The organism is Paenibacillus tengchongensis (assembly GCF_008973665.1).
Lineage (GTDB): Bacteria > Bacillota > Bacilli > Paenibacillales > Paenibacillaceae > Paenibacillus_AQ > Paenibacillus_AQ tengchongensis.
In genome coordinates this window covers 49,094-69,272 of record NZ_WACP01000010.1, presented here as the reverse complement: position 1 = coordinate 69,272, position 20,179 = coordinate 49,094, and the positions used below count along the sequence as shown (strand labels likewise).

General features: G+C 52.7%; 19 protein-coding genes and 2 pseudogenes. 14 read left to right on the top strand and 7 right to left on the bottom strand.

The window, feature by feature from the left end; genetic code table 11:
• Nucleotides 1-141: 141 nt before the first annotated feature.
• Nucleotides 142-990: a YihY/virulence factor BrkB family protein gene (locus F1381_RS17165; protein ID WP_151736067.1), complete on the bottom strand. Its 849-nt coding sequence runs from the start codon at nt 988-990 to the stop codon at nt 142-144.
• 320 nt (nt 991-1,310) lie between these two features.
• Here F1381_RS17165 and F1381_RS17160 point away from each other — a divergent pair, with 320 nt between their 5' ends.
• The 3 genes from F1381_RS17160 (at nt 1,311) to F1381_RS17150 (ending at nt 4,565) form a co-directional block, all read left to right on the top strand.
• Nucleotides 1,311-2,240 carry a hypothetical protein gene (locus F1381_RS17160; protein ID WP_151736066.1) on the top strand — a complete coding sequence of 310 codons (930 nt, stop codon included), beginning with the start codon at nt 1,311-1,313 and terminating at the stop codon, nt 2,238-2,240.
• Between the two features lie 210 nt (nt 2,241-2,450).
• Entirely contained in the window at nt 2,451-3,542 is a 1,092-nt protein-coding gene (locus tag F1381_RS17155; RefSeq protein ID WP_151736065.1) for a glycerol dehydrogenase, read from the top strand.
• 96 nt (nt 3,543-3,638) lie between these two features.
• Complete coding sequence (locus tag F1381_RS17150; protein WP_246188080.1) at nt 3,639-4,565, top strand: divergent polysaccharide deacetylase family protein; 927 nt, start codon at nt 3,639-3,641, stop codon at nt 4,563-4,565.
• Here the strand turns inward: F1381_RS17150 and F1381_RS17145 are convergent.
• Nucleotides 4,552-5,301 (bottom strand): N-acetylmuramoyl-L-alanine amidase, encoded by a 750-nt coding sequence (locus F1381_RS17145; RefSeq protein WP_246188079.1) that lies wholly within the window; start codon nt 5,299-5,301, stop codon nt 4,552-4,554. The two genes, F1381_RS17150 and F1381_RS17145, sit on opposite strands and share 14 nt — an antisense overlap.
• Nucleotides 5,302-5,568: 267 nt before the next feature.
• Here F1381_RS17145 and F1381_RS17140 point away from each other — a divergent pair, with 267 nt between their 5' ends.
• Entirely contained in the window at nt 5,569-5,763 is a 195-nt protein-coding gene (locus F1381_RS17140) for a YqzE family protein (RefSeq protein ID WP_151736063.1), read from the top strand.
• A 109-nt stretch (nt 5,764-5,872) separates the two neighbouring features.
• Here the strand turns inward: F1381_RS17140 and F1381_RS17135 are convergent, their stop codons facing one another.
• The 3 genes from F1381_RS17135 to F1381_RS17120 all read right to left on the bottom strand — a co-directional run bounded on the left by F1381_RS17135 (nt 5,873) and on the right by F1381_RS17120 (nt 9,971).
• Nucleotides 5,873-6,916: a hypothetical protein gene (locus tag F1381_RS17135; protein ID WP_151736062.1), complete on the bottom strand. Its 1,044-nt coding sequence runs from the start codon at nt 6,914-6,916 to the stop codon at nt 5,873-5,875.
• Between the two features lie 137 nt (nt 6,917-7,053).
• Nucleotides 7,054-8,229, bottom strand: a complete 1,176-nt coding sequence (locus F1381_RS17130) for a YqhG family protein (protein ID WP_246188078.1) — start codon at nt 8,227-8,229, stop codon at nt 7,054-7,056.
• A complete protein-coding gene (locus tag F1381_RS17120; RefSeq protein WP_151736061.1) occupies nt 8,226-9,971 on the bottom strand; it encodes a DEAD/DEAH box helicase in 1,746 nt (581 codons plus the stop codon). The genes F1381_RS17130 and F1381_RS17120 overlap by 4 nt, the downstream gene beginning before the upstream one ends.
• A 411-nt stretch (nt 9,972-10,382) precedes the next feature.
• On the opposite strand from F1381_RS17120, the gene F1381_RS17115 reads away from it, so the two are divergent.
• The 9 genes from F1381_RS17115 to F1381_RS17075 all read left to right on the top strand — a co-directional run bounded on the left by F1381_RS17115 (nt 10,383) and on the right by F1381_RS17075 (nt 17,828).
• Complete coding sequence (locus tag F1381_RS17115) at nt 10,383-13,010, top strand: adenosylcobalamin-dependent ribonucleoside-diphosphate reductase (RefSeq protein ID WP_151736060.1); 2,628 nt, start codon at nt 10,383-10,385, stop codon at nt 13,008-13,010.
• Between the two features lie 486 nt (nt 13,011-13,496).
• Nucleotides 13,497-13,778, top strand: a complete 282-nt coding sequence (locus tag F1381_RS29295; protein WP_151736227.1) for a helix-turn-helix domain-containing protein — start codon at nt 13,497-13,499, stop codon at nt 13,776-13,778.
• Between the two features lie 266 nt (nt 13,779-14,044).
• Nucleotides 14,045-14,572 carry a histidine phosphatase family protein gene (locus F1381_RS17105; RefSeq protein WP_151736059.1) on the top strand — a complete coding sequence of 176 codons (528 nt, stop codon included), beginning with the start codon at nt 14,045-14,047 and terminating at the stop codon, nt 14,570-14,572.
• 96 nt (nt 14,573-14,668) lie between these two features.
• Nucleotides 14,669-15,148 (top strand): VOC family protein, encoded by a 480-nt coding sequence (locus F1381_RS17100; RefSeq protein ID WP_187355407.1) that lies wholly within the window; start codon nt 14,669-14,671, stop codon nt 15,146-15,148.
• Between the two features lie 11 nt (nt 15,149-15,159).
• Nucleotides 15,160-15,561 (top strand): VOC family protein, encoded by a 402-nt coding sequence (locus F1381_RS17095; RefSeq protein WP_187355406.1) that lies wholly within the window; start codon nt 15,160-15,162, stop codon nt 15,559-15,561.
• A 64-nt stretch (nt 15,562-15,625) separates the two neighbouring features.
• Nucleotides 15,626-15,985, top strand: a complete 360-nt coding sequence (locus tag F1381_RS17090) for a VOC family protein (RefSeq protein WP_151736056.1) — start codon at nt 15,626-15,628, stop codon at nt 15,983-15,985.
• Nucleotides 15,975-16,325: a VOC family protein gene (locus F1381_RS17085; RefSeq protein ID WP_151736055.1), complete on the top strand. Its 351-nt coding sequence runs from the start codon at nt 15,975-15,977 to the stop codon at nt 16,323-16,325. The genes F1381_RS17090 and F1381_RS17085 overlap by 11 nt, the downstream gene beginning before the upstream one ends.
• A gap of 43 nt (nt 16,326-16,368) precedes the next feature.
• Nucleotides 16,369-16,788 (top strand): P-loop nucleotide/nucleoside kinase family protein, encoded by a 420-nt coding sequence (locus F1381_RS17080; RefSeq protein WP_246188077.1) that lies wholly within the window; start codon nt 16,369-16,371, stop codon nt 16,786-16,788.
• 275 nt (nt 16,789-17,063) lie between these two features.
• A complete protein-coding gene (locus F1381_RS17075) occupies nt 17,064-17,828 on the top strand; it encodes a formylglycine-generating enzyme family protein (RefSeq protein ID WP_151736054.1) in 765 nt (254 codons plus the stop codon).
• 72 nt (nt 17,829-17,900) lie between these two features.
• On the opposite strand, the pseudogene F1381_RS17070 reads toward F1381_RS17075, so the two are convergent.
• Both F1381_RS17070 and F1381_RS29100 read right to left on the bottom strand, forming a co-directional pair.
• Nucleotides 17,901-18,038, bottom strand: a pseudogene (locus F1381_RS17070) (arsinothricin resistance N-acetyltransferase ArsN1 family A); the annotation flags it as partial.
• 20 nt (nt 18,039-18,058) lie between these two features.
• Nucleotides 18,059-18,310: pseudogene (locus F1381_RS29100) on the bottom strand (methyltransferase domain-containing protein); the annotation flags it as partial.
• Between the two features lie 967 nt (nt 18,311-19,277).
• Here F1381_RS29100 and F1381_RS17060 point away from each other — a divergent pair.
• Nucleotides 19,278-19,946 carry a Type 1 glutamine amidotransferase-like domain-containing protein gene (locus F1381_RS17060; RefSeq protein WP_151736053.1) on the top strand — a complete coding sequence of 223 codons (669 nt, stop codon included), beginning with the start codon at nt 19,278-19,280 and terminating at the stop codon, nt 19,944-19,946.
• Nucleotides 19,947-20,179 lie beyond the last annotated feature (233 nt).

Below are 20,179 nucleotides of genomic sequence, written 5' to 3'. Positions count from 1 at the left end.
CCGGTAAAGCCTCTGAACCAGCTTCACGGGCAAGTCACGGGCAAGGCTCCGCGTGCGGTGCCAAATCTTTGCGGTTCCCTGCGCAGAGCCCTGAGCCCGCTCTATTTTGCGGTGGGGATTATAAGGCGGCGGGATAGTCGGTCAGCTTCTGCCGGGCGGCCGGGTTGCGTTATTTAGCAGGATGGCGTTAATCTCGCCGCCAATCAGAATAATCATCGAGCTGATATAGAGCCAGATCAGGAGCACCATAACGCCGCCGAGGCTGCCGTACGTTTTGGTGAAATCGCTGAACTGATTGACGTAGACCGAGAACAGCACGGAGGTGGCGATCCAGCCGACCGTGGCGAACAGCGCTCCGGGCGTGACCTCCCGCAAAGCCAGCCGGCGGCTGGGAGCAATCCAGTAGAGCAGCGTAAAGACCACAAATAAGATAAAGAGCGGCACAATATACTGCAGGAGATCCCACAGCTTCTGAAATTCAACCGGCAGATCGACCAGCCGGAAGAATTGGGTCTTCAGCCAGCTGCCCAGCACGAGCAGAAGGATGCTTAGCAGGACAACAAAGCCGATGCTGAGCGTAGCGAGGAGAGCGATGCCGCGTATTTTCCAGAACACCCGGCTCTCTTCGATGTCATAGGCGCGGTTAAGGCCCTTGATGACGGCATTGATCCCCTTGGAGGCGGCCCACAGGGTGGCCAGCATCCCGAACGAGAGCAGCGCTTCATTCCGCCCGGCGGAAACATCCGCCAGAATCTCTTCAATAATAGAGACTGCTTCAACCGGCATAATCCGGTACAGCTCATGAATCCGTTCCTCCAGCGGAATGTTGGCATAGCCGATCAGCGTCATCACGAAGATCAGGAACGGAAACAGGGACAGAATCAGATAATACGTAAGCTGGGCGCTGATCCCCTGTACGTCGTCTGCTTTGATATGCTGATAGAGCTGCTTGATGAAATCCAGCGGTCTTCCCCGGACATTCGCGCGCATAGCTTCCCCCCCGGCCTTTGGCGTACTTTTTGATTATGCATGTACATATTTGTATTATTAACACGGCCGTAAAAAGAACAAACCTCTGCCGTTGAGACATTATTGTTAATTATGTATAGAATAGCACGGTTTTAACACCAAATCTGACGGAAGGGTCTAAGGCGCAAAGAGTGTCTTTTGTGATTTTTGTTAAAAAATTACTCGTCATAGTGACTTTTGATGTTCCAGAACACCAGTTCGCAGTTTATAATGGAATGGAATTCAGGCAGCGCAATTGCCGCTCTCTTGAACATTCATACCAACGGAAGGGGAAGTTGACAATGAAATTAGTACAGGCGGATTTGGCAAAGATTGAGCTGTGGATGCGGCGGAACGCCCGCCAGCTGGAAATGGCCAGGTGGAATGTTCATTTCGCAGGAGGACCGGTGACGGAGGTGCTGGAGGCGCTGACGGCCTATCAGAACGAAGACGGCGGCTTCGGCCATGCGCTGGAGCCAGACTGCTGGAACCCGCATTCTGCACCGCTGCAAACCTCCACTGCGGTTGAACTTCTGCTGGAGCTGGAAGTGACCGACAACCGCCATCCGGTTGTGCAGGGCATTCTGAAGTATCTGGACAGCGGCGCCGATATGGACGGCGACACCTGGCACAATGTGATCCCCTCGAACAACGATTATCCCCATGCACCATGGTGGCATACCGATTCGTCCAGCACTGCCCGCAGCCACTATAATCCGTCCGCGATTCTCGCGGGGTTCATTCTGCGGGTTGCTGATCGAGACAGCCGGCTGTATGAACGGGGGTTAAAGATCGCCCGGGAACTGAGTGAAAGTTTCCTCCAGAATCCGGACATTGAAAGGCATCCGCTGAAATGCTTGCTGATTCTGCTGGAATCCATCAGGCACAGCGGCTTGCAGCAGCAGTTTCCGTACGAACGGCTGCTTGCTGCGGCAGAAGAGCGGATCAGCCGTCTGCTGGGGAACAGCGCTGCCGATTGGAGCGGATACAGCACCCGGCCTTCCGCTTTTTTTGAGACACCGAACAGTATCGGCTATAAGGCGAATGCCGCACTGCTGGAGCGGGAGCTGGATTACATACTCGCCGGCCGCAACAGCGATGGAGTCTGGGATGTGACCTGGAGCTGGGAGGGCTATCCTCAGGAATTCGCCCTGAGCGAGAACTGGTGGAAGGCGGTCATTGCCATTAACAATGTACTGCTGCTGCGGGCGTTCGGCCGGCTGGAGGAGTAGGATCGAAACAGGCATGGAACCGTTCGGAATAGGAGCCGAACAGGCCGAACAAAGTGGCACAGGCACGGAACATGATCGAGATTTTGCAGCAGGCAAGCCATGCTCCGGATAAGTGTAAAACAGGACCGCTGTCACCGGGCATTTTTCACAGCATCCACCGGAATTCTTCCTTAGAATGAAGGGAACTCGATTCGGGAGGTTGGTGCAGTCATGGCACAAATTACTGTTTCACCGGCAAAATATATTCAGGGACGGGGTGAAATCGCGCGCCTCGGGGCTTACTGCGCCCAACTGGGGGCAATCAATGCCTTTGTGATTGTGGATTCTTTTGTGGTGACAGGGTATGGACCAGCGATTGCTGAAGCGTTCGCCGCTGCAGATGTAGGACTGACCCAGCGGGAATTCACGGGGGAATGCAGCCTCCCGCAGGTGCAGCGGCTGGTGGACGAGCTGCAGCTCAGCGGTGCGGAAGCCGTTGTCGGGATCGGCGGCGGCAAAACGCTTGACACGGCCAAAGCGGTCAGCCGCTTGAGCGGCCTGCCGGTGGTGATCGTGCCTACGGTCGCCTCTACGGATGCGCCTTGCAGCGCATTGTCAGTGCTTTACACGGAAGACGGCGTGCTCGACCGGTATCTGCCGCTTCTGCACAGCCCGGACCTGGTCGTCGCCGATGTGGATATCATCGCCAAGGCGCCGCCGCGGCTGCTCGCGGCAGGTATGGGCGACGCCCTGTCCACCTATTACGAGGCGAGAGCCTGCCGCTGCAGCGGGGCATTAACCCATGCCGGAGGAACGGGCTCCATCGCCGCCTATGCGCTAGCTCGGGCCTGCCTGGACACCCTGCTGCAGGAAGGGACACAAGCACTGGCGGATGTGCGGGCAGGAGAAGTTACGGCTGCAGTGGAGCATATTATCGAAGCCAATATTTATCTTAGCGGCATCGGCTTCGAGAGCGGCGGGCTGGCTGCGGCCCATGCCGTTCACAACGGTCTGACTGTGCTGCCGGAATGCGCACGGCTGCTGCACGGCGAGAAGGTGGCCTTCGCCACGCTGGTGCAGCTGGAGCTGGAGGGGGCCCCGGAAGCGGAAATCAGGGAAGCGGCGGACTTCTGCCGCTCGGCGGGCTTACCGGTTACACTGCAGGAGCTCGGACTTGCGGATGCCGGCCGGGAGCGGCTGATGTTTGCCGCCGAAGCGGCCTGCGCGGCTGATGGCCCGATGAGCAACATGCCGTTTGCCGTGACCCCCGCAGATGTTTATACTGCCATTGCTGCAGCAGACCGGCGCCACCGGGCGGACTAAGGCATCTGTTAATAATTGCGCGCGGCGTCTGTACATATTTAACCTCCCCGCTTCAAACAATGAGAGCAATAATTGAGGATGAGGGAGGTTTGTATATTGAAGCAAAGAAACGCATTACACTATCGCCGTCATCCGGTATCCAAGCTGACCGCTGCGCTGCTTGCGCTTATCCTGCTGCTGCCAGCCGGGACTACCGTTTGGGCCGGGGAAGCGTCATCTACCTGGGGTTCGGCATCTGCCGGTCCGTCCGCTCCGGCGCCATCCGCTGCCGCTACTCCGGCACAGTCCTCTGCGGCTAAGTACGGAGAATCGGGGGCCAAGCCTAAGGTGGCGATTATTATCGACGATTTCGGTAACAACATGCGCGGGTCGGAGGAGATGTTCAAGCTGCCGGTGAAGATTACCGTCGCCGTAATGCCTTTTCTCCCGACGTCGGTGCAGGATGCCCGCCGGGCCCATGAGCTGGGTTTCGATGTGCTGGTGCATCTGCCGATGGAGCCCCGCCAGGGCAAGCCGGAATGGCTGGGGCCAGGCGCGGTGCTGACGCAGATGAGCGATGCCGAGGTACGGCAGCGGGTCGAAGCAGCACTGGACCAGGTACCCTATGCTGTCGGTATTAACAATCATATGGGCTCTAAGGTTACCGGCGACGAACGGGTGATGAGCATCATCCTGGCCGTCTGCAAGGAACGCGGATTGTTCTTTGTTGACAGTCATACCAATTACCGCTCCATTGCGGGAGCCACGGCCCGGAGGTTCGGTCTTCCGCCGGTGGAGAATCACATCTTCCTCGACGACGTCCATAACAGCGGGCATGTGCTGAAGCAGATGCGGCTCGTCAAGGATCACGCGCTCGAGCAGAATTACTGTATTACCATCGGCCATGTCGGCATTCAGGGCAAAGAGACCGCCGCGGGTATCCGCAGCGGCGTTGCCGAGCTGAAGGAGAGCATCGAATTTGTCGGCATCACAGAACTGGTCAAGACCCGCTGGAAGTGGAGCCCGCGGCTTACGCTTCCATAAGATAAGCGGCAATGCCGCTGGCGATCGCCTCGGCCAGTTCCTCCTGGCCCTGCGGTCTGCAGAGCTTCTCGCGGTCTGCAGGGCTGCTGATAAATCCCGCCTCGACGATTACCGTTGTGGCGGTTATTTTGTTGAGCAGATAAAAGGGCCGGCCTTCGCGCGGGTTCTCCTTGGTGTCATACAGCAGGTTTAGCTGGTCCTGAATCGACTGGGCGAGCATATAGCTGCGGCCTTCTTTGCGGTACAGCACCAGCGGCCCGTGTTTGGACGGCGACTTGGCCCAGTTGATGTGAATGCTGACGACGACGTTTGCCGGCAACGTCTCGGCCAGCTCTTTGCGCTGCGCGAGGTCGCGCAGATGGCGGGATTTGCTGCGCAGCCAGCGGTTCTCATCGCTGGGCGCGTAATCGCCGGTGCGGTTCAGGATGGCATCGAAGCCGTCGCTGCGCAGCAGCAGGAACAGACGCTGCGAAATCGCCAGTGTAATATCCTTCTCCAGAATATCACCGTGCGAGGTACCGCCGTCGATGCCGCCGTGCCCTGCGTCGATCAGAATAATGCGCTGGTCATGGCCCAGCATCTGCTGCTTGTTCTCCGCAGACACCGCCGGAGAAGCGGGGGAGGCGGCGGCAGTGCCGGCTTGCCCGGCGGCCAGGGTGAACAGCGCTGCGGAAACGAGCAGAACCTTTAACTGGTTGAACCGGCTGCGGTTAATGGAATAAGGGTGTTTGCTCAAGCGGATAGCCTCCTTGTACAGATCCTGCGGACGGTGGCTTAAGCGGCGGTGAGGCCGCCGCCACCGTTTTATAACCGATTAGAGTGTGTAGATAGAAGCCTCTGTCAAAGCAGATGAACCGGCTCCATGCCGTGGCCCACTTTATGGGGATATATTATAGATTGTGCCGCTGCTGCCAAAGCTATTCGGAAAAGGTCCATCGGGTTTAGAAGGGGCCGCTGCGGAGCAAACTATAGACAGAAGAGTTACAGACAGGAGGTGGGAGGCATGGCGTCAAGCAGCGGTGATGAACTGGTGAAATACATTGCCGAAAAGGTAGTCGACTACATGGAGGACCCGCGCGCCAGCCGGGAACGCCGTAAGGCCGACAAGCAGCCCTGGTCCCAGAGGTGGTTCGGGATGCTGCCGCTCGGACTGTCCATCTGGCGCAGCAACCGGAACCGCAGCAATAAGAAATCGTGAAGCAGCAGCACTAAATAAACCTTCCCCTGCCGGAGCCAGCCGGAATAGAGGAAGGTTTATTTGTGCTGAAATGGTGCTCAGATTTCGTCAGTTCTCCGGAAAGGTACTGCTACTTCGTCACTGAGGCGACATTGCCTTTGACGGCGGTCAAGGCATGCAGGGTTCCCCGCTCCTCAAGCAGGGAGAGCGGGAGAAAGCGCCGGCCGCCCGGACCGGAGGCGGCGTACATCAGCGGCGCGCCGCCGCTGGCAGTTCTCGGGTTCCAGCACTGGTAGCCTGTAACCATAAACGGCGCACCCAGCGTGTCATTGCGGCCGGCGGACTGAAAGGCCAGGGCGTTCCCCTGCGCAAGCAGCAGGCTCAGGCTGGCGGCCTTGAGCTTGCCCAGCCCGGGGGCGCTCAGCCAGCGCAAATCGGCGTAGGGGTCATCCTCGCCGCCTCCCTGGTAGGCCGGTTGGGGCATGAAGCTTGCGTCCGGACCCGCCTGTGTCCGGTCCGCAGCCGCCTGCCCATTAAAGAAGGTCTGCACCTTGCTGTCGTCCCAAGGCAGCAGCCCCGGAACGGCGGCGCTGAGATACAGCGTCTCTTGCCCCAGCGTAAGCTTCCATACGGGGAGCAACGGGGCATAAAGTGCGGTAAGCTCAAGCTTGCCGGAATAACCTGAAGGGATGAGTGCTTCCTGCGCCAGAACCCGGCGCAGTTCGGTGAGACTGTAGGGGAGACCGGTCGTTCCGGCCCCGTATTCACTAAGGCTATAGCCGCCTTGTTGTACGGCGGTGATAATTAAATAACCGACCCGCAGGCCGTCCTTCTGCACATTGACCAGCCAGCTGTGCGTTCCGGGACCAAGGGGGAAGTACTCGGCTTCAGCATTCTTCCAGCCGGTGAAGGGGGCGTTCCGGGCCAGCTTCGCGATGCTCTCCTGCGCGAAAGCTTGCAGCGCCGCAGAGGCTGGAAGCGGCTTCAGAGCCAGCGAAGCCAGCGGCTCATTGCCGGTAACCGCGGCGGACACTGTCGCCCGGCCGGCCGGGTTCGGGGCCGCCTCCGCCTGAGGCTGGGCGGCGATCCACTGGCCGCCGAGCAGGCCGAGACAGAGGACAAGCAGAAGACGGCGGCGGCCTGGCAGAGACCGCCGCCTGGCATTTTTGATCATGTCGCAGTTCACCTTTCTATGCACAGATATATTATTTATTCTAGGGGACAAGCCCTGAAAAGGGTGTTGCATGCTGTCCGCAGAGTAAGCGGAATTAAACAGTTTTTTTGCCTGTCTTTGGCGGACAGGGTCGCATTCTATGTGGAGCGCAGGTGAAACAGTCCGTAAATGACGGCGGAAACGGCGATTTTCGGTTCGTATTGCCACGTAGTCTCCTGACGGCGCCGGTTGTACTGCTCTTCGACCTCTTTCCGCTTCTCCTCGTCAGGTTCTTTGAGCAGCTCCGCATAATAGATGTCGACGATGCCGAGCTCCATGTCCAGGCGCTCCCGGGCACCTTCAGCCCAGGCGAAGTCAAGTGCCGCCAGTTTGCCGGTCAGATAGGCTTCCAGCCGCTCGGCGCCGCCGGTAAGGGACAGCTCATAGGGCTCCACATGCACATTCTCCGGCAGACGCGGCGACAGCTCCCGCTTAGCGAGCATCGCCCCGAAGTCCGGGATCACCCTGCCGGTGACCAGCGAGATCCCGACAAAATGCAGTTCCTCGCATTTCAGATCACAGGTCATCTCCACCTTGTAACAGACGCCCAGCCACGGCTCGTAGGCCGCCGAGAACAGCGTGCTGCGCTGCCGCTCGCCGGGTACCTCGAACAGGCAGAGGCATTCGCCATCAGCCCGGGCCGCCGCCCAGATCTGCCGCAGCCGCTTGCTGCCGTAGATAACATCCTCGCGGCGGATCATGCCGGGGCCGAAGCGCGGCAGCGCCGGGACAATCCCGAAGTAGCGGCCGAGGATCGTGTCCTGCGGCGCCTGGGTCCCGGATGCTGCATCTGCAGGTGCACCGACAGAGGCAGCCGATATCACTCCCGGCGTCCCGTCAGCGTTTCCTGCCGTAGCGCCATCAGCATTCCCGCCCTGTGCGTTACCGGTTGCCCCAACAACGGGCCCGCCCTGCATGTTGCCAGCGACTCCGGCAACAGTTCCAACGTTCGTCCCGCCAAACATGCCGCCGGCAATCCCGCCCGTACTCCCGCCGGGCAGATCGCCCGGCGCACCCGGCGATCTGCCCGGTTCAGCCTGGGCCTGGGCGTCGTAGCTCTCCGGGTCGAAGACGAAGGAGAACGACAGTGTCTCCGGATCTGCGCCGGTGCGCTCCACGAAGCTCCAATAATATGGCCGGTCGGTCAGCATCTTGTCTGCCCGCGGCGAGAGCTTCACCGTCACATGCAGCGGGGAGACCTCGATCAGGCTGCATTCCGTCGCCTCCAGGTAATCCAACACCTGCTGGCGGACCTGCCGGGCATCCAGCGTCATGGCTGCACCCCGCTTTCCTGGTGAAGCTCCCGGGTCAAGCTGCTGAGCGAATCTCCGATGTTATCCAGGCTGCTGCGCAGCTCCGCGTCGCTCCGGGCCTCCAGCATGATTTTGTACAGACTCTTCTCCAGCGATTCCTGCTGCTCGAACCGTTCCAGAATGACGTCCAGCCCCCCGATGACCATCTCGAACATATTGATCTTCTCATGGAGCAGATGGAGAATATGCTCTTCGATCGTTCCTTGCGTCGAGAGATTATAGATGGCGACATCGTTCTGCTGGCCCAGCCGGTGGACCCGGCCGATCCGCTGCTCGACCCGCATCGGATTCCAGGGCAGGTCGAAGTTGATCATATGATGGCAGAACTGCAGATTGATGCCTTCGCCGCCAGCTTCGGTAGCAATCATCACCTGGGCCCGGCCGCGGAACAGGTCCATCATCCAGTCTTTTTTGCCGCGGTTCATGCCGCCGGAGTAACCGACGCTCACCAGTCCGTGATCACGGAAATACTGCAGCAGATATTCCTGGGTGGCCCGGTATTCCGTGAAGACAATCACCTTCTCGTTCATCTCACGGATCAGCTCCATCGTCTTCTCCGCCTTGGTGTTCGTCTTGACCGCACGGATATGCTGGAGCAGCTCCATCATCCTGTCGCGGCGCGGCGAATCGGCCGGCAGCTTCTTGATCAGATTCACCAGGGTAATGAACACGGCGTCACGGCTGCTGCACACCTCCCGCTGCAGGGTGACAAGCGAAAGCATGCTGCTGAGATTGCCTCCGGCCTCCTGATATTGGTCTTTGACGAAGCCGGTTACAGCGTCGTATAATACTTGTTCGTCAGGCGATAGTGTGAGCGGAATGTTGCGCACTTTACGCTGGGTGAATTGTACAGGACCTTCGCCGCGGCGGTTGCGGATCATAACCTTGGCCAGCTCGCTGCGCAGCTGTTCTTCGTTCTTCGGCTGGCGCTTGTCCACCACGAAATTCGCTGCAAAATCGCCCTGGTTCCCGAGCTGCCCCGGCTTCAGCACCGTGATCAGGTTGAACAGCTCGCTGAGATCGTTCTGCACCGGGGTGGCGGTGAGCAGCAGGCAGTATTTTTTGCGGAGCTGCTGTACGAACTGGTAATTGGTCGATTTCTTATTCTTCAGCTTATGCGCCTCGTCGATGATGAGCATATCGAATTCTCCCTGGAGCAGCAGCTCCCGGTGCGGATCGCGCTTCGCGGTGTCCATGGAGGCGACGACGATATCGTTGCCCCAGGAATACGCTTTCTTCTGGGCAATGGCGGAAATGCCGAATTTGGTATTCAGCTCGCGCACCCACTGCAGCACCAGCGAGGCCGGCACCAGAATCAGCACCTTGGAGACGAGACCGCGCACGAGATATTCCTTGAGCACCAGGCCGGCTTCAATGGTTTTGCCGAGACCGACCTCGTCGGCGAGAATGGCCCGTCCGGACATCTCGAACAGCACCTTGCGGGCTGTGTCAAGCTGATGTGGGAGGGGGGAGAGCCCGGACAGATGCTTCATGCACTGCAGCTCCTCAAAGCTCGTCACCAGACCGGCTTCTTCGCCCTTCAGCGCGAGCCGGGCCAGCCGCCAGTCGCCCCAGGGGCCGCCTTTGTCGAGCCGCGCCTCCAAATCTTGCAGCCAATTGCGGTCAAAAGACAGGGGAACGGGCAGCAGCGGGGCAGGGGTGCCGCCTGTCCGCGGCAGGAAATCTCGGGATAATTGCGTCATGGTGCAGCCTCCTCCGGTGCTGAATTATATGAAATACGTAAAAGTAGTATGCGCGTAAAAGAGCAAGTTCATAACTTCAGCAAATGCTATATTTTCTAAAAAAACGAGCAGGAGCGGGCAATATCCCCATCTTTTGCCGAATTTCCGCCGCAAGCCTCAGGATTTCAGTTAAGACCTGCGATACAATATGTGGTATAGTTTAAAGGCTGATGCACACAATATATTGTTACAAAAGCGGGAATTTTTGTTTTACCGTCCCATTTGGAGGTTATTTGTTATTGACAAGAGGAACTTCTTGCCGCCTTACATACAGGCCGGAGCTGCAGGAGGTTATTGTTGTGGGTAACACCAGCATGCCCACCAATTGGAACGGGACAAGTGCTACATATCTTACACCGGGAGGTTTTTCTATTGAGTACAGTGGAACGCAAGCAGCGTCTGGAGGGTCTGAGCGAGAAAATTTTTCTGGACCGCTATGCCTGGAAGGATGCAGACACCAATAATGCCAAGGTAGGCGATGTGGTGCTGGTGCTGACGAAGGATGATCCGAAATTTCCGACCAAGGAAGTCGGCGAGATTGTTGAACGCAGCGGCAGAGTGGTGACCGTGAAGACGCGCAGCGGCGAGCTGGTGAAATCCGATGTCGAGAAGCTGACGCTTAATATAGAGAAGACCCCCGAGGAAATGTGGGACCGCCTCGCTGCGGCTATGGCATCCGTGGAGAAGACGCCTGAGCTGCAGGAGGAGTGGACGGCCAAATTCCGCTCGGTGCTGGACGACTGGAAGCTTGTGCCCGGCGGCCGGATTGCGGCAGGTGCTGGCGCCAGTGAAGAGCTGACTTTATTCAACTGCTACGTAATTCCATCGCCAAAAGACAGCCGAGGCGGCATCATGCAGACCCTGTCGGAAATGACCGAGATTATGGCCCGCGGCGGCGGCGTAGGCATCAATCTGTCCTCGCTGCGCCCCCGGCGTGCGATTGTCCGCGGCGTGAACGGATCTTCGAGCGGCTCGGTATCCTGGGGCGGACTGTTCAGCTACACCACCGGCCTGATTGAGCAGGGCGGCAGCCGCCGCGGCGCGCTGATGCTGATGATCAACGACTGGCATCCGGATGTGCTCGATTTCATTACAGTTAAGCAGACCATGGGCCAGGTGACCAATGCGAATCTGTCGGTTTGTGTGAGCAACGGCTTCATGAAGGCCGTCAAAGAGGATCTGGACTGGGAGCTGGTCTTCCCGGACACGACCGATCCGGAATATGACGACGTCTGGGACGGTGATCTGGACAAGTGGAAGGCCGCAGGCCGGAATGTGATCCCTTACCGCACCGTCAAGGCGCGTGATATCTGGCAGATTATTATTGAATCGGCCTGGAAATCCGCCGAGCCTGGCGTAGTGTTCATGGAATATTACAACCAGATGTCCAACAGCTGGTACTTCAACCCGATTATCTGCACCAATCCTTGCGGCGAGCAGGGGCTGCCGGGCTGGGGCGTCTGCAATCTGTCGGCAGTGAATCTCTCCAAGTTCTATGACGAAGAGAATCATGACGTGGCTTGGGCCGATCTGGCGACGACAACCCGCTACTCTGTGCGTTTCCTGGACAATGTTATCGACAAGACGCCGTATCATTTCCCGGAAAATGAAGCCAACCAGCAGAAGGAACGCCGCGTCGGTCTCGGCACAATGGGACTGGCCGAGCTGATGATCAAGCTGGGCATCCGTTACGGCAGTGCGGAATCGCTGGAGTTCCTGGACAAGCTCTACGGCTTCATGGCCCGCGAAGCGTATCTGGCCTCTTCGGATATTGCGAAGGAGAAGGGCTCGTTCCAGGCGTTCGATGCGGAGAAATATCTGCAGAGCGGGTTTATGCAAAATATGACTAAAACCTATCCGTTGGTCGGTGAAGCCATCCGTGCGAACGGCATGCGCAACGTTACCGTCATTACGCAAGCGCCGACCGGAAGCACCGGCACGATGGTCGGAACCTCGACCGGCATTGAGCCTTACTTCGCCTTCAAGTATTATCGGCAAAGCCGGCTCGGCTACGACGAGCAGTTCGTGCCGATTGCCCAGGAATGGCTGGAGGCCCATCCGGGCGAAGAACTGCCTGAGCACTTCGTGACCTCGATGGACCTGTCCGCCAAGGATCATATCCGCGTCCAGGCCGCCATCCAGCGCTGGGTGGACAGCTCGATCTCCAAGACGGCGAACTGCCCGAACGACTTCACCGTCGAAGAAACGAAGGAGCTGTATGAGCTGGCCTTCGATCTGGGCTGCAAGGGCGTCACGATCTACCGCGACGGCAGCCGCGACGTGCAGGTTCTGGAGACTTCGAAGAAGGACGACAAGAAGGAAGCGGCTGCCGAAGACAAGGCCGTTCCGGCGGCTCCGGCACCAGTCCCGGCCGCACCGGTGGCAGCAGTTCCTGCGCCTCAAGCAGGGGTAACGGATAAACAATACAAGAAACGCCCGCAGGTACTGCGCGGCGCAACCTATAAGATCAACACGCCGTTCGGCATGGCGTATATCACGATCAATGACCTGGACGGCATTCCGGCGGAAATCTTCCTGAATGTCGGCAAGGCCGGCTCCGACGTCTTCGCCATGGCGGAAGCGCTCGGCCGCGTCTGCTCCCTGTTCCTGCGCTACGGCGACCACGGGGAGAAGGTCGAGCTCTTGATCAAGCATCTCAAGGGCATCGGCGGCTCCGGCGCGATCGGCTTCGGCGCGAACCGCGTGGAGTCGATCGCCGACGCAGTGGCGAAGGCGCTGGAGACCCATGTGCAGAACAACGCACAGGACGACCACGCCGCCGCTCCAATTGCGGCGACACTGGAACTCGATTTCAATGAAGCGCTGAGCGCCGAGCTGAAAGCGAGTGTCCCTGCAGCGGACCACGGCCACGGCGGCCATGGGACGCACAGCCACTCCACCGCCTCCCGCGACCTCTGCCCCTCCTGCGGCAGCGCCTCTCTGATTAACATCGAGGGCTGCAAGACCTGCGGGAACTGCGGGTATAGCCGGTGCGGGTGACGTAAGCAAGAGCTGAGCATCATAGAAGCTGCAAAAATGAACATGAAAGCAGAAAAAGTGGCTCAGGAAAAGCGAAAAAGTAGATTTATACCTCTTTGTTATGAATATACAAAGCGATTTTCATTTTTATCAAATTGCAGATGGATTTTTCTTCGATTTGTAGTGGGTTTTGAAAACAAGTTTTATTTTTAGAACAATGTAAAAAACGTGGGAAGCTTTAGCTGCTCCCACGTTTTTTATTTTTATATCCAAAGCAAATAAAGTTCTAGACTGAGAATATTAAGTATAAGACTGTCAAAGCTTCATTAAGCTCCCTCGAAATGTAAATGAGACATACAGTAGCGAAGATCATTTTATCAATCAATTATTTCATAGATTTGTAGTATGTAATCGACTCGCAGTTGGAGATAATGACGTCGACAGAAGACAACGGCTTTAACTTGGATTTTTGGTGCACGTCTGGTAAAATAAAGATTACGAACGTACATTCCTGTTTTTATTCACTGCGAATCGAGGTGCTGCTTATGCGATAAGCCTAGAAGTTCGGTTGTACCAAACGATAAACAAGCTGCATTCTTTTCCATAAGCTTAGGCTGTGTGCGTAAAAGATACAATCTCATGCTGAATGACCGTATCGAATCCTACAAGAGGAGTCAGGAAATCGGCGAGACAATGAAGATTCCTACACCTGCGCAATACAAAAATGATTCCCCTTTTCTTAAAGAAGTCGACAGTTTAGCATTAGCTAATGCCCAGCTCCACACCTGAACCAAGCGTATCACCCCTTCTTCCGTTATCTTTCATGCGGTTTTCAAAAGTGGAAATTTCGCAAACATCCCATTCAATCCTACACGACAAACAAAAAGGGACGGGTGCCATTCTTGACGGACGCTAATTGAAGCTGCCGAAAATGGACCCGTACGCATCAAGCAGCACAGGCAGTTTCAAGGAATCATCAGTTCGGCCACGACTTAGGCTTGAAATATTTAGCCTGGCAGGCCAGGAACTTATTTCACTTAAAGAAAAGGTGAACAATGACAACTTTTTATCTGATTCGTCACGGTGAACCCGATTGGGAAATGAATCAAAAGTATAAACTGAAAGGGCATGGCAGGGACCTGGTTCCATTGACGCCGCGCGGGATTGAACAAGTACATCAAACTGCCAAGGATGAAAGGCTTCAAAATGCCCAACTTATATTGTCTTCGCCCTATACAAGAGCCTTGCAGACGGCAGCTATTTTATCAAAAGAATTGCATCTTGAAATCCAGATTGAGTTTGATTTGAGAGAGTGGCAGCCTGATCTGTCCTTTCAATATGATTCCTTAGAACAATTGAACGAACTAGGAACAGATTATGATTTGAATCAAGGAGTTTACCCACCGGGAGAAACCCGATTATGGGAATCGAAAGAAATGATGAAGCAAAGATTGGATAAAGTTATCGAAAAGTACTCAAACTATGATTATGTAATTATCGCAGGTCACGGAATGGCATTTAGAACTCAATTTGAAATAGATGAAATTCCACACGCCTACATTATTGAATACAAGAGACGCTGAATTCGTGAATGAGGGGACGTTACAAGACATTCCTTAAGTAATATCACTGTGAACTGATTTGTTAATTGTATTCAAACCATTTTGGGAGGTATGGTTGTGGGATTCAAATCGACTATTTTAGTAGTTGAGGACGTGGTTCGATCCAGAATGCTGTATGAAGGATGGCTTGGGTGTAAAGTGGAATCCGATTTTGGCATATACAATGTTGGCTTTGAGGGTGGTCTTGCACTTTATAAGAAATCGCTTTTTGCAGAATTGATTACTAGTAATGATATTTTATCGAGAGCACAGAATTTAGCTGTTTACTTTGAATTTGATGATATCCAATCGTTAAGAGATCAGATTATCGCCGACGGGTTCGAGCTTGTGCATGATATTAAGGAACAACCGTGGGGACAGATGGTTTTACGTTTCTATGATTATGATAACCATATCATTGAGATTGCGGAGGATATGGATGCTGTTCTAGTTAGAATGGCTAAATCAGGAATGTCAGAATCAGCGATTGCCAATAAAACGGGTTACTCTGAAGATCACGTGAAGAATATATTAAAAAACCTTAAGAAAGAAGAATAGGAGGAATAAAGGTGATATCACCCGTTATCCATTTTTCAGGGAATTGCTTGGAGGCAATTCGGTTGTATGAGAAAGCATTTAATGTTTCCAATAAACAAGTAACCTTGTATAAGGATGCGCCTGATAATCATGGAATGGATATTACTAATGATATGTTTGATCTTGTGATGCATTCAACCATTACTTTATGCGGTACAAAGTTTAATATGAGCGATGTAATGGAAAATAAAACAGCAGGAAATATGGTGTGTTTTAATGTGTTCCTGGACTCGGAAGATGAGCTTCAGAATGCCTTTGAAGTACTAAGTAACGATGGGAAGGTTATTCAAAAGGTTGGACCACAGTTCTTTAGTAAGTTGTACACTGTTATTATCGACCGGTTTGGAATAAGGTGGCAGATAGTGCTAGTCTAAAGGACGCTTTAACTAAGATAAGATTGGTTCATATGATAATTACAATGGTGAAGAGGAGAACTGAATGAAGACACATCTTAATCATGTAAGAGTAAATGTATCCAATATAACCAGGGCATTGAAGTGGTATGAAGAGATTCTGGGATTTGAGAATGACGGTGGCTGGCCTATGGAGAACCCTACATATTATGATTTTAAATCTGAAGAAGGTGCCAAGTTTGCGATAATGGAAGTGAAGGATAAGCAGTCACATGGCCGAATGAACTTTGACGTTGAACATGTGGATGAGCTCTGGGAATCATTAAAGGACAAGGTTGAGATTGTTGAATCATTGTATGATACCCCATGGGGAACACGTAAGTTCACCATTAGAGATTTGGATGGAAACGAATTAGGGTTTGGAGGGAAAGTAAATGATCATTAAGTATCATTGTGTTAATATTTCGTCTATTCATCCGAAAGCGTTGGTTGAATTCTATAATGAAATCTTAGGAATTCCTATCATAGAGCCGGATGAAAATTATGATGGTGTTTCTATGGGGTTTATTGAAGATGCTCCAGTCATAGTGATTTGGGATGAAGTGAAGTGGGGGAAATCAAGTGAAGGGAAAGTAAACTTCGTGTTCAATTGTGATGATCTTGATAGAACCTATGCAGAATTGAAAGAGAAGATTACGAATATACAACCGCCAACGACGGCAGCATGGGGAGGCAGGGAGCTTACTTTTTGCGATCCGGATGGAAACAAAATACTGCTTCTATAAGGGTAGAGAGAATATATGAGTTTTGTGGAGGAAGGGACCGTTTATGCAAACAGTATATCTATTGTCAGGACCAGCAGGAGTGGGGAAATCCACAACTTCAAGTGCATTAGTGAGCGCCTTAAAAAACAGTGCTTATATATCAGGTGATGATGTAAGCCATATGCACGTTAGTGGGCGGCAGAAACCTTGGGAAAGCAAATCAGAGACGTCCCTCATATGGAATAATATTTTCAGTCTTACGCAAAATTTCATTCAAAATGGAATTGATGTTGTCATTGATTATGTTACTTTTCCAGGTGAGGCATTTTGGCTAAAAGATAAACTGAAAGAGTTAACCCAAAATGTCGTTTATGTGGTGTTATGGACTGACCCCGAGAATTTGTTGAAAAGAGACCAGCTTAGATTACCCGAACAACAGATGGGAGATCGATGCCTAGCTTTGATCAAAGAATTCAGGGAGTAAGAATTAAATAATAAATATTTTCTTGATACGAGCCAGAAAAATGTAGCAGAAATTCAATGGGTTATCGAAGAGATAATGAAAAATAAACAATACAGGATGGATGATTAAGCTAACGGGAAACGCTAGTTCAATAACAGCGGCATTCTAAGACTTTATAGATCAAGTCTTGTTCTGCCGCTGCTTCTTTTAACGCTCGGGATTATGTCCCGCGGCAGGAATGTTGAAAATAAGCATAGTGAATCGTATCATAAGTAGGGGGCTTAGAGGGAGTTATCATGGCAAATCAAAAGTACAGAAGTGACAGAGAATATTTTCAAAAAGAGTTAATGAAGTTGATGGTGCCCGTACAGGGAGGAACTATAGAATTACGTGATTATGTTAATACGGATAAATGGTTGAGCTCTGATTACACGTTATCAAACCCTGGAAGTAATAAAAAGGCTATAACATGGGCTACAACGATTGAACCTTTCTATGTAATGAAGTATCCGGTAACACAGCAGTTGTATCATTTTGTCATGTATGATGAAGAGATAGATCCGATTGTAAATAACCTTCCTATTACGGGGGTTTCGTGGATAGATTCCATTTCCTTTTGTAATCAATTGTCCAGAATGCTTGGCAGGACTGAATGCTACACCATCACAAGTGAAAGTGAAAATACGATATTTAAAAAGACAGCGAATGGCTTCCGATTACTATCAGACGCTGAATGGCAGTATGCCTGTAAAGCGGGAACCGCGGGATACCGGTATGAAAGCATTGATCAAATTGCATGGTATCAAGAAAACTCCGGTGGATCAGTTCACCAAGTAGGGCAGTTGATTCCTAACCCATGGGGGCTTTTTGATATGATTGGGAACGTATGGGAATGGTGTTGGGATTTATATGATACTGAACGATACGGAAATTATAGAGTCTTCCGGGGAGGGAGTTGGGCTGAAGCCCAGAACAACTGCGGTTCTACGAGTAGAAGGAAAAGCATGCCCGATTTCAAGATAGATGATCTTGGCTTTAGAATTGCTCTTACAAAAGTTTGAGAACATGACATCGAACATGCAGAAATTGATTCAAACTCGCCGTGAGGGCCATCCTATGAAGGATGGCCCTCACCATGCCTCCATATAAGATGAATCCTTCGCTTCTGTTTCAAGTGTAGCAATCCGGTCCTCGATCCCCTGATTGTAGATACGAAGGATGCTTTTGATATCCGCTGGTGTGGTCTGGCGAACAGTTAATGTAGTGGTCATATGCGCACATCCCCTTAGAATTATTTTCTCGATTTAATTACAGCAGAAACGATGTATTGATCAACGTTCGTACCGGGAACCCAGTCTTTGATAAATGTTCTGGATTCATCTTTAGTTCAATGCTGATCTCAGTAAAGCCACTTTCCCGGAGCATGATATGGCCAGACAGACGACCGCCGGGGCTAAAGGACACGATAGGCCTCAAGAAATACTTGCTGTTTGTCTGGCGAGAGGTTAATCACGCAGTTGGAGATAATGACGTTAAGGCCATTTTAAAATTCACACCTGAAGCCAGTACCTTTTATCGAATTTGAATAAGTCGTCTAATACTCTGGTAGAAGAGCCAATGGTTAAGGTAGGGGGACTGGCGTTAGCCCACGGTGTTCTCTTTGTGAAATGATTGGACCATGTACTTCCGAGTCTGGATGTGGAAGGTGAAGCGGTTCGGGGCGGAAGTAAGTCCGGATAACCGGGGAAGAGATTTACTGAGGGTGGAAGGGGGGATTCCCTCTCCTTTTTCAGAGGAGGTGGTGAACCATGGTGCAGATTTTTACGGACGGCCTGTCTACACCTTCCGGAGCCTGATCTTGTATGTATCGCTGGAGATATTTTTAATGACGATTATAAAGCTTTGAAAAATCCTGAAAAGGCCATGAAGCTATTTAAGAGTATTACACCGACATACGGTGTATATGGCAGTCTCGGATATCATGACGGAGGCAAAACGTTTGATCAAATGATCAGTTTCCTTGACGAAAAAGTTAATTTAGTGCTGTCCGGTCACACACAAAGGGCAGATATTCCCTGGAAACTTGATAACCAATGCTATCTTTACTGTAGATTATGGTCATTTATATGGAGGCATCGCAGTGAAGAAAAGAACTGTAATCATCTTCACGGAATATAGATGAAGCAAATCTTGCAGTAAACAGTCGCAATGCGAAATACATTGATCGCGGTAAAGAAGTAAAATCATCCGAACCTTCCTATGATAAGCTGGCCGCAAGAAAGCTTAGGGATGAAAGTGCTGAGCTGGTTAGTTTAAAACAAAGCGAAACAATTTTATCGATCAACAGTTTATAATAGCGAGTTCGAAATAACTACTCAGAACGCAAGGGCACCCAGTGGTTGTTTTTTTGAATCCAAGGGGTACGTCAGTTTTCAAGCAGGGTATTTCTAATGTATGCTTTATAAATTCCTGGTTCAATTAAAGAGTTCCAAATGACAAGGAGTGAAGGTATGAAATTATTGCTGACATCTGCGGGTATTAATAACAAAAGCATACATGACGCGCTAATTGACATGCTGGGCAAGCCGATCGCCGACTCTAACGCTCTGTGCATCCCCACTGCGATGTATGGACACCCCTGGGTCGGTCCCGGAGTCAAAGCCTGGGAGTTCATCAGCGGGAAAGAAGAGAATCCCATGGTCAACCTGGGCTGGAAGTCCGTTGGTGTGCTGGAGCTCACTGCGCTGACCAGCATCGGCGAAGCCCGCTGGGTGCCGCTGGTGCGGGAGACGGACGTCCTGCTGGTGGCGGGCGGCGATGCCCTCTACCTGTGCCACTGGATGCGGCAATCCGGGCTGGCAGACCTTTTGCCGTCGCTTAAGGCAGTCTATGTGGGGATGAGCGCTGGGAGTATGGTGATGGCACCTAACATCGGGGAATTCTTCGTAGGTTGGACACCACCCAGCGGGGGGGATGAAGCACTGGGACTGGTTGATTTTGCCATGTTTCCGCATCTGGATCACGAAATGCTGCCGCATAACACGATGGCGGCTGCTGAGAAATGGGCCGCCGGGATGCGGAGGCCGGCGTATACAATTGATGATCAGACCGCCATCCAAGTGATCGACGGAGCTGTCGAAGTGATTTCCGAAGGTAAATGGAAATATTTCCCATTCTGATATCTCCTTCTCCCTGCTATTAAGCTCCCTTGAAACGGCAAACATTTGACACCATCGAAAAAGGTTGTCCGCTAACATTAGCTCAAAATGTGATTGCAGGTCGTTGGAAATGGGAGCAAAGTAAAGCTTCTATTTAAGGAGATTTAGGATATATATAACGCAATTTTTACAGGTACAATAGATCCTCAGGATTTGTAGTACCCAATTTCGAGGAAGCTGTTGACTTCTTCACT

Coding starts and splice junctions, on each gene's coding strand:
- F1381_RS17165 (WP_151736067.1), bottom strand. CDS start 990: ATGCGCGCGAATGTCCGGGGAAGACCGCTGGATTTCATCAAGCAGCTC.
- F1381_RS17160 (WP_151736066.1), top strand. CDS start 1,311: ATGAAATTAGTACAGGCGGATTTGGCAAAGATTGAGCTGTGGATGCGG.
- F1381_RS17155 (WP_151736065.1), top strand. CDS start 2,451: ATGGCACAAATTACTGTTTCACCGGCAAAATATATTCAGGGACGGGGT.
- F1381_RS17140 (WP_151736063.1), top strand. CDS start 5,569: ATGGCGTCAAGCAGCGGTGATGAACTGGTGAAATACATTGCCGAAAAG.
- F1381_RS17135 (WP_151736062.1), bottom strand. CDS start 6,916: ATGATCAAAAATGCCAGGCGGCGGTCTCTGCCAGGCCGCCGCCGTCTT.
- F1381_RS17130 (WP_246188078.1), bottom strand. CDS start 8,229: ATGACGCTGGATGCCCGGCAGGTCCGCCAGCAGGTGTTGGATTACCTG.
- F1381_RS17120 (WP_151736061.1), bottom strand. CDS start 9,971: ATGACGCAATTATCCCGAGATTTCCTGCCGCGGACAGGCGGCACCCCT.
- F1381_RS17105 (WP_151736059.1), top strand. CDS start 14,045: ATGACAACTTTTTATCTGATTCGTCACGGTGAACCCGATTGGGAAATG.
- F1381_RS17090 (WP_151736056.1), top strand. CDS start 15,626: ATGAAGACACATCTTAATCATGTAAGAGTAAATGTATCCAATATAACC.
- F1381_RS17085 (WP_151736055.1), top strand. CDS start 15,975: ATGATCATTAAGTATCATTGTGTTAATATTTCGTCTATTCATCCGAAA.
- F1381_RS17080 (WP_246188077.1), top strand. CDS start 16,369: ATGCAAACAGTATATCTATTGTCAGGACCAGCAGGAGTGGGGAAATCC.
- F1381_RS17075 (WP_151736054.1), top strand. CDS start 17,064: ATGGCAAATCAAAAGTACAGAAGTGACAGAGAATATTTTCAAAAAGAG.
- F1381_RS17060 (WP_151736053.1), top strand. CDS start 19,278: ATGAAATTATTGCTGACATCTGCGGGTATTAATAACAAAAGCATACAT.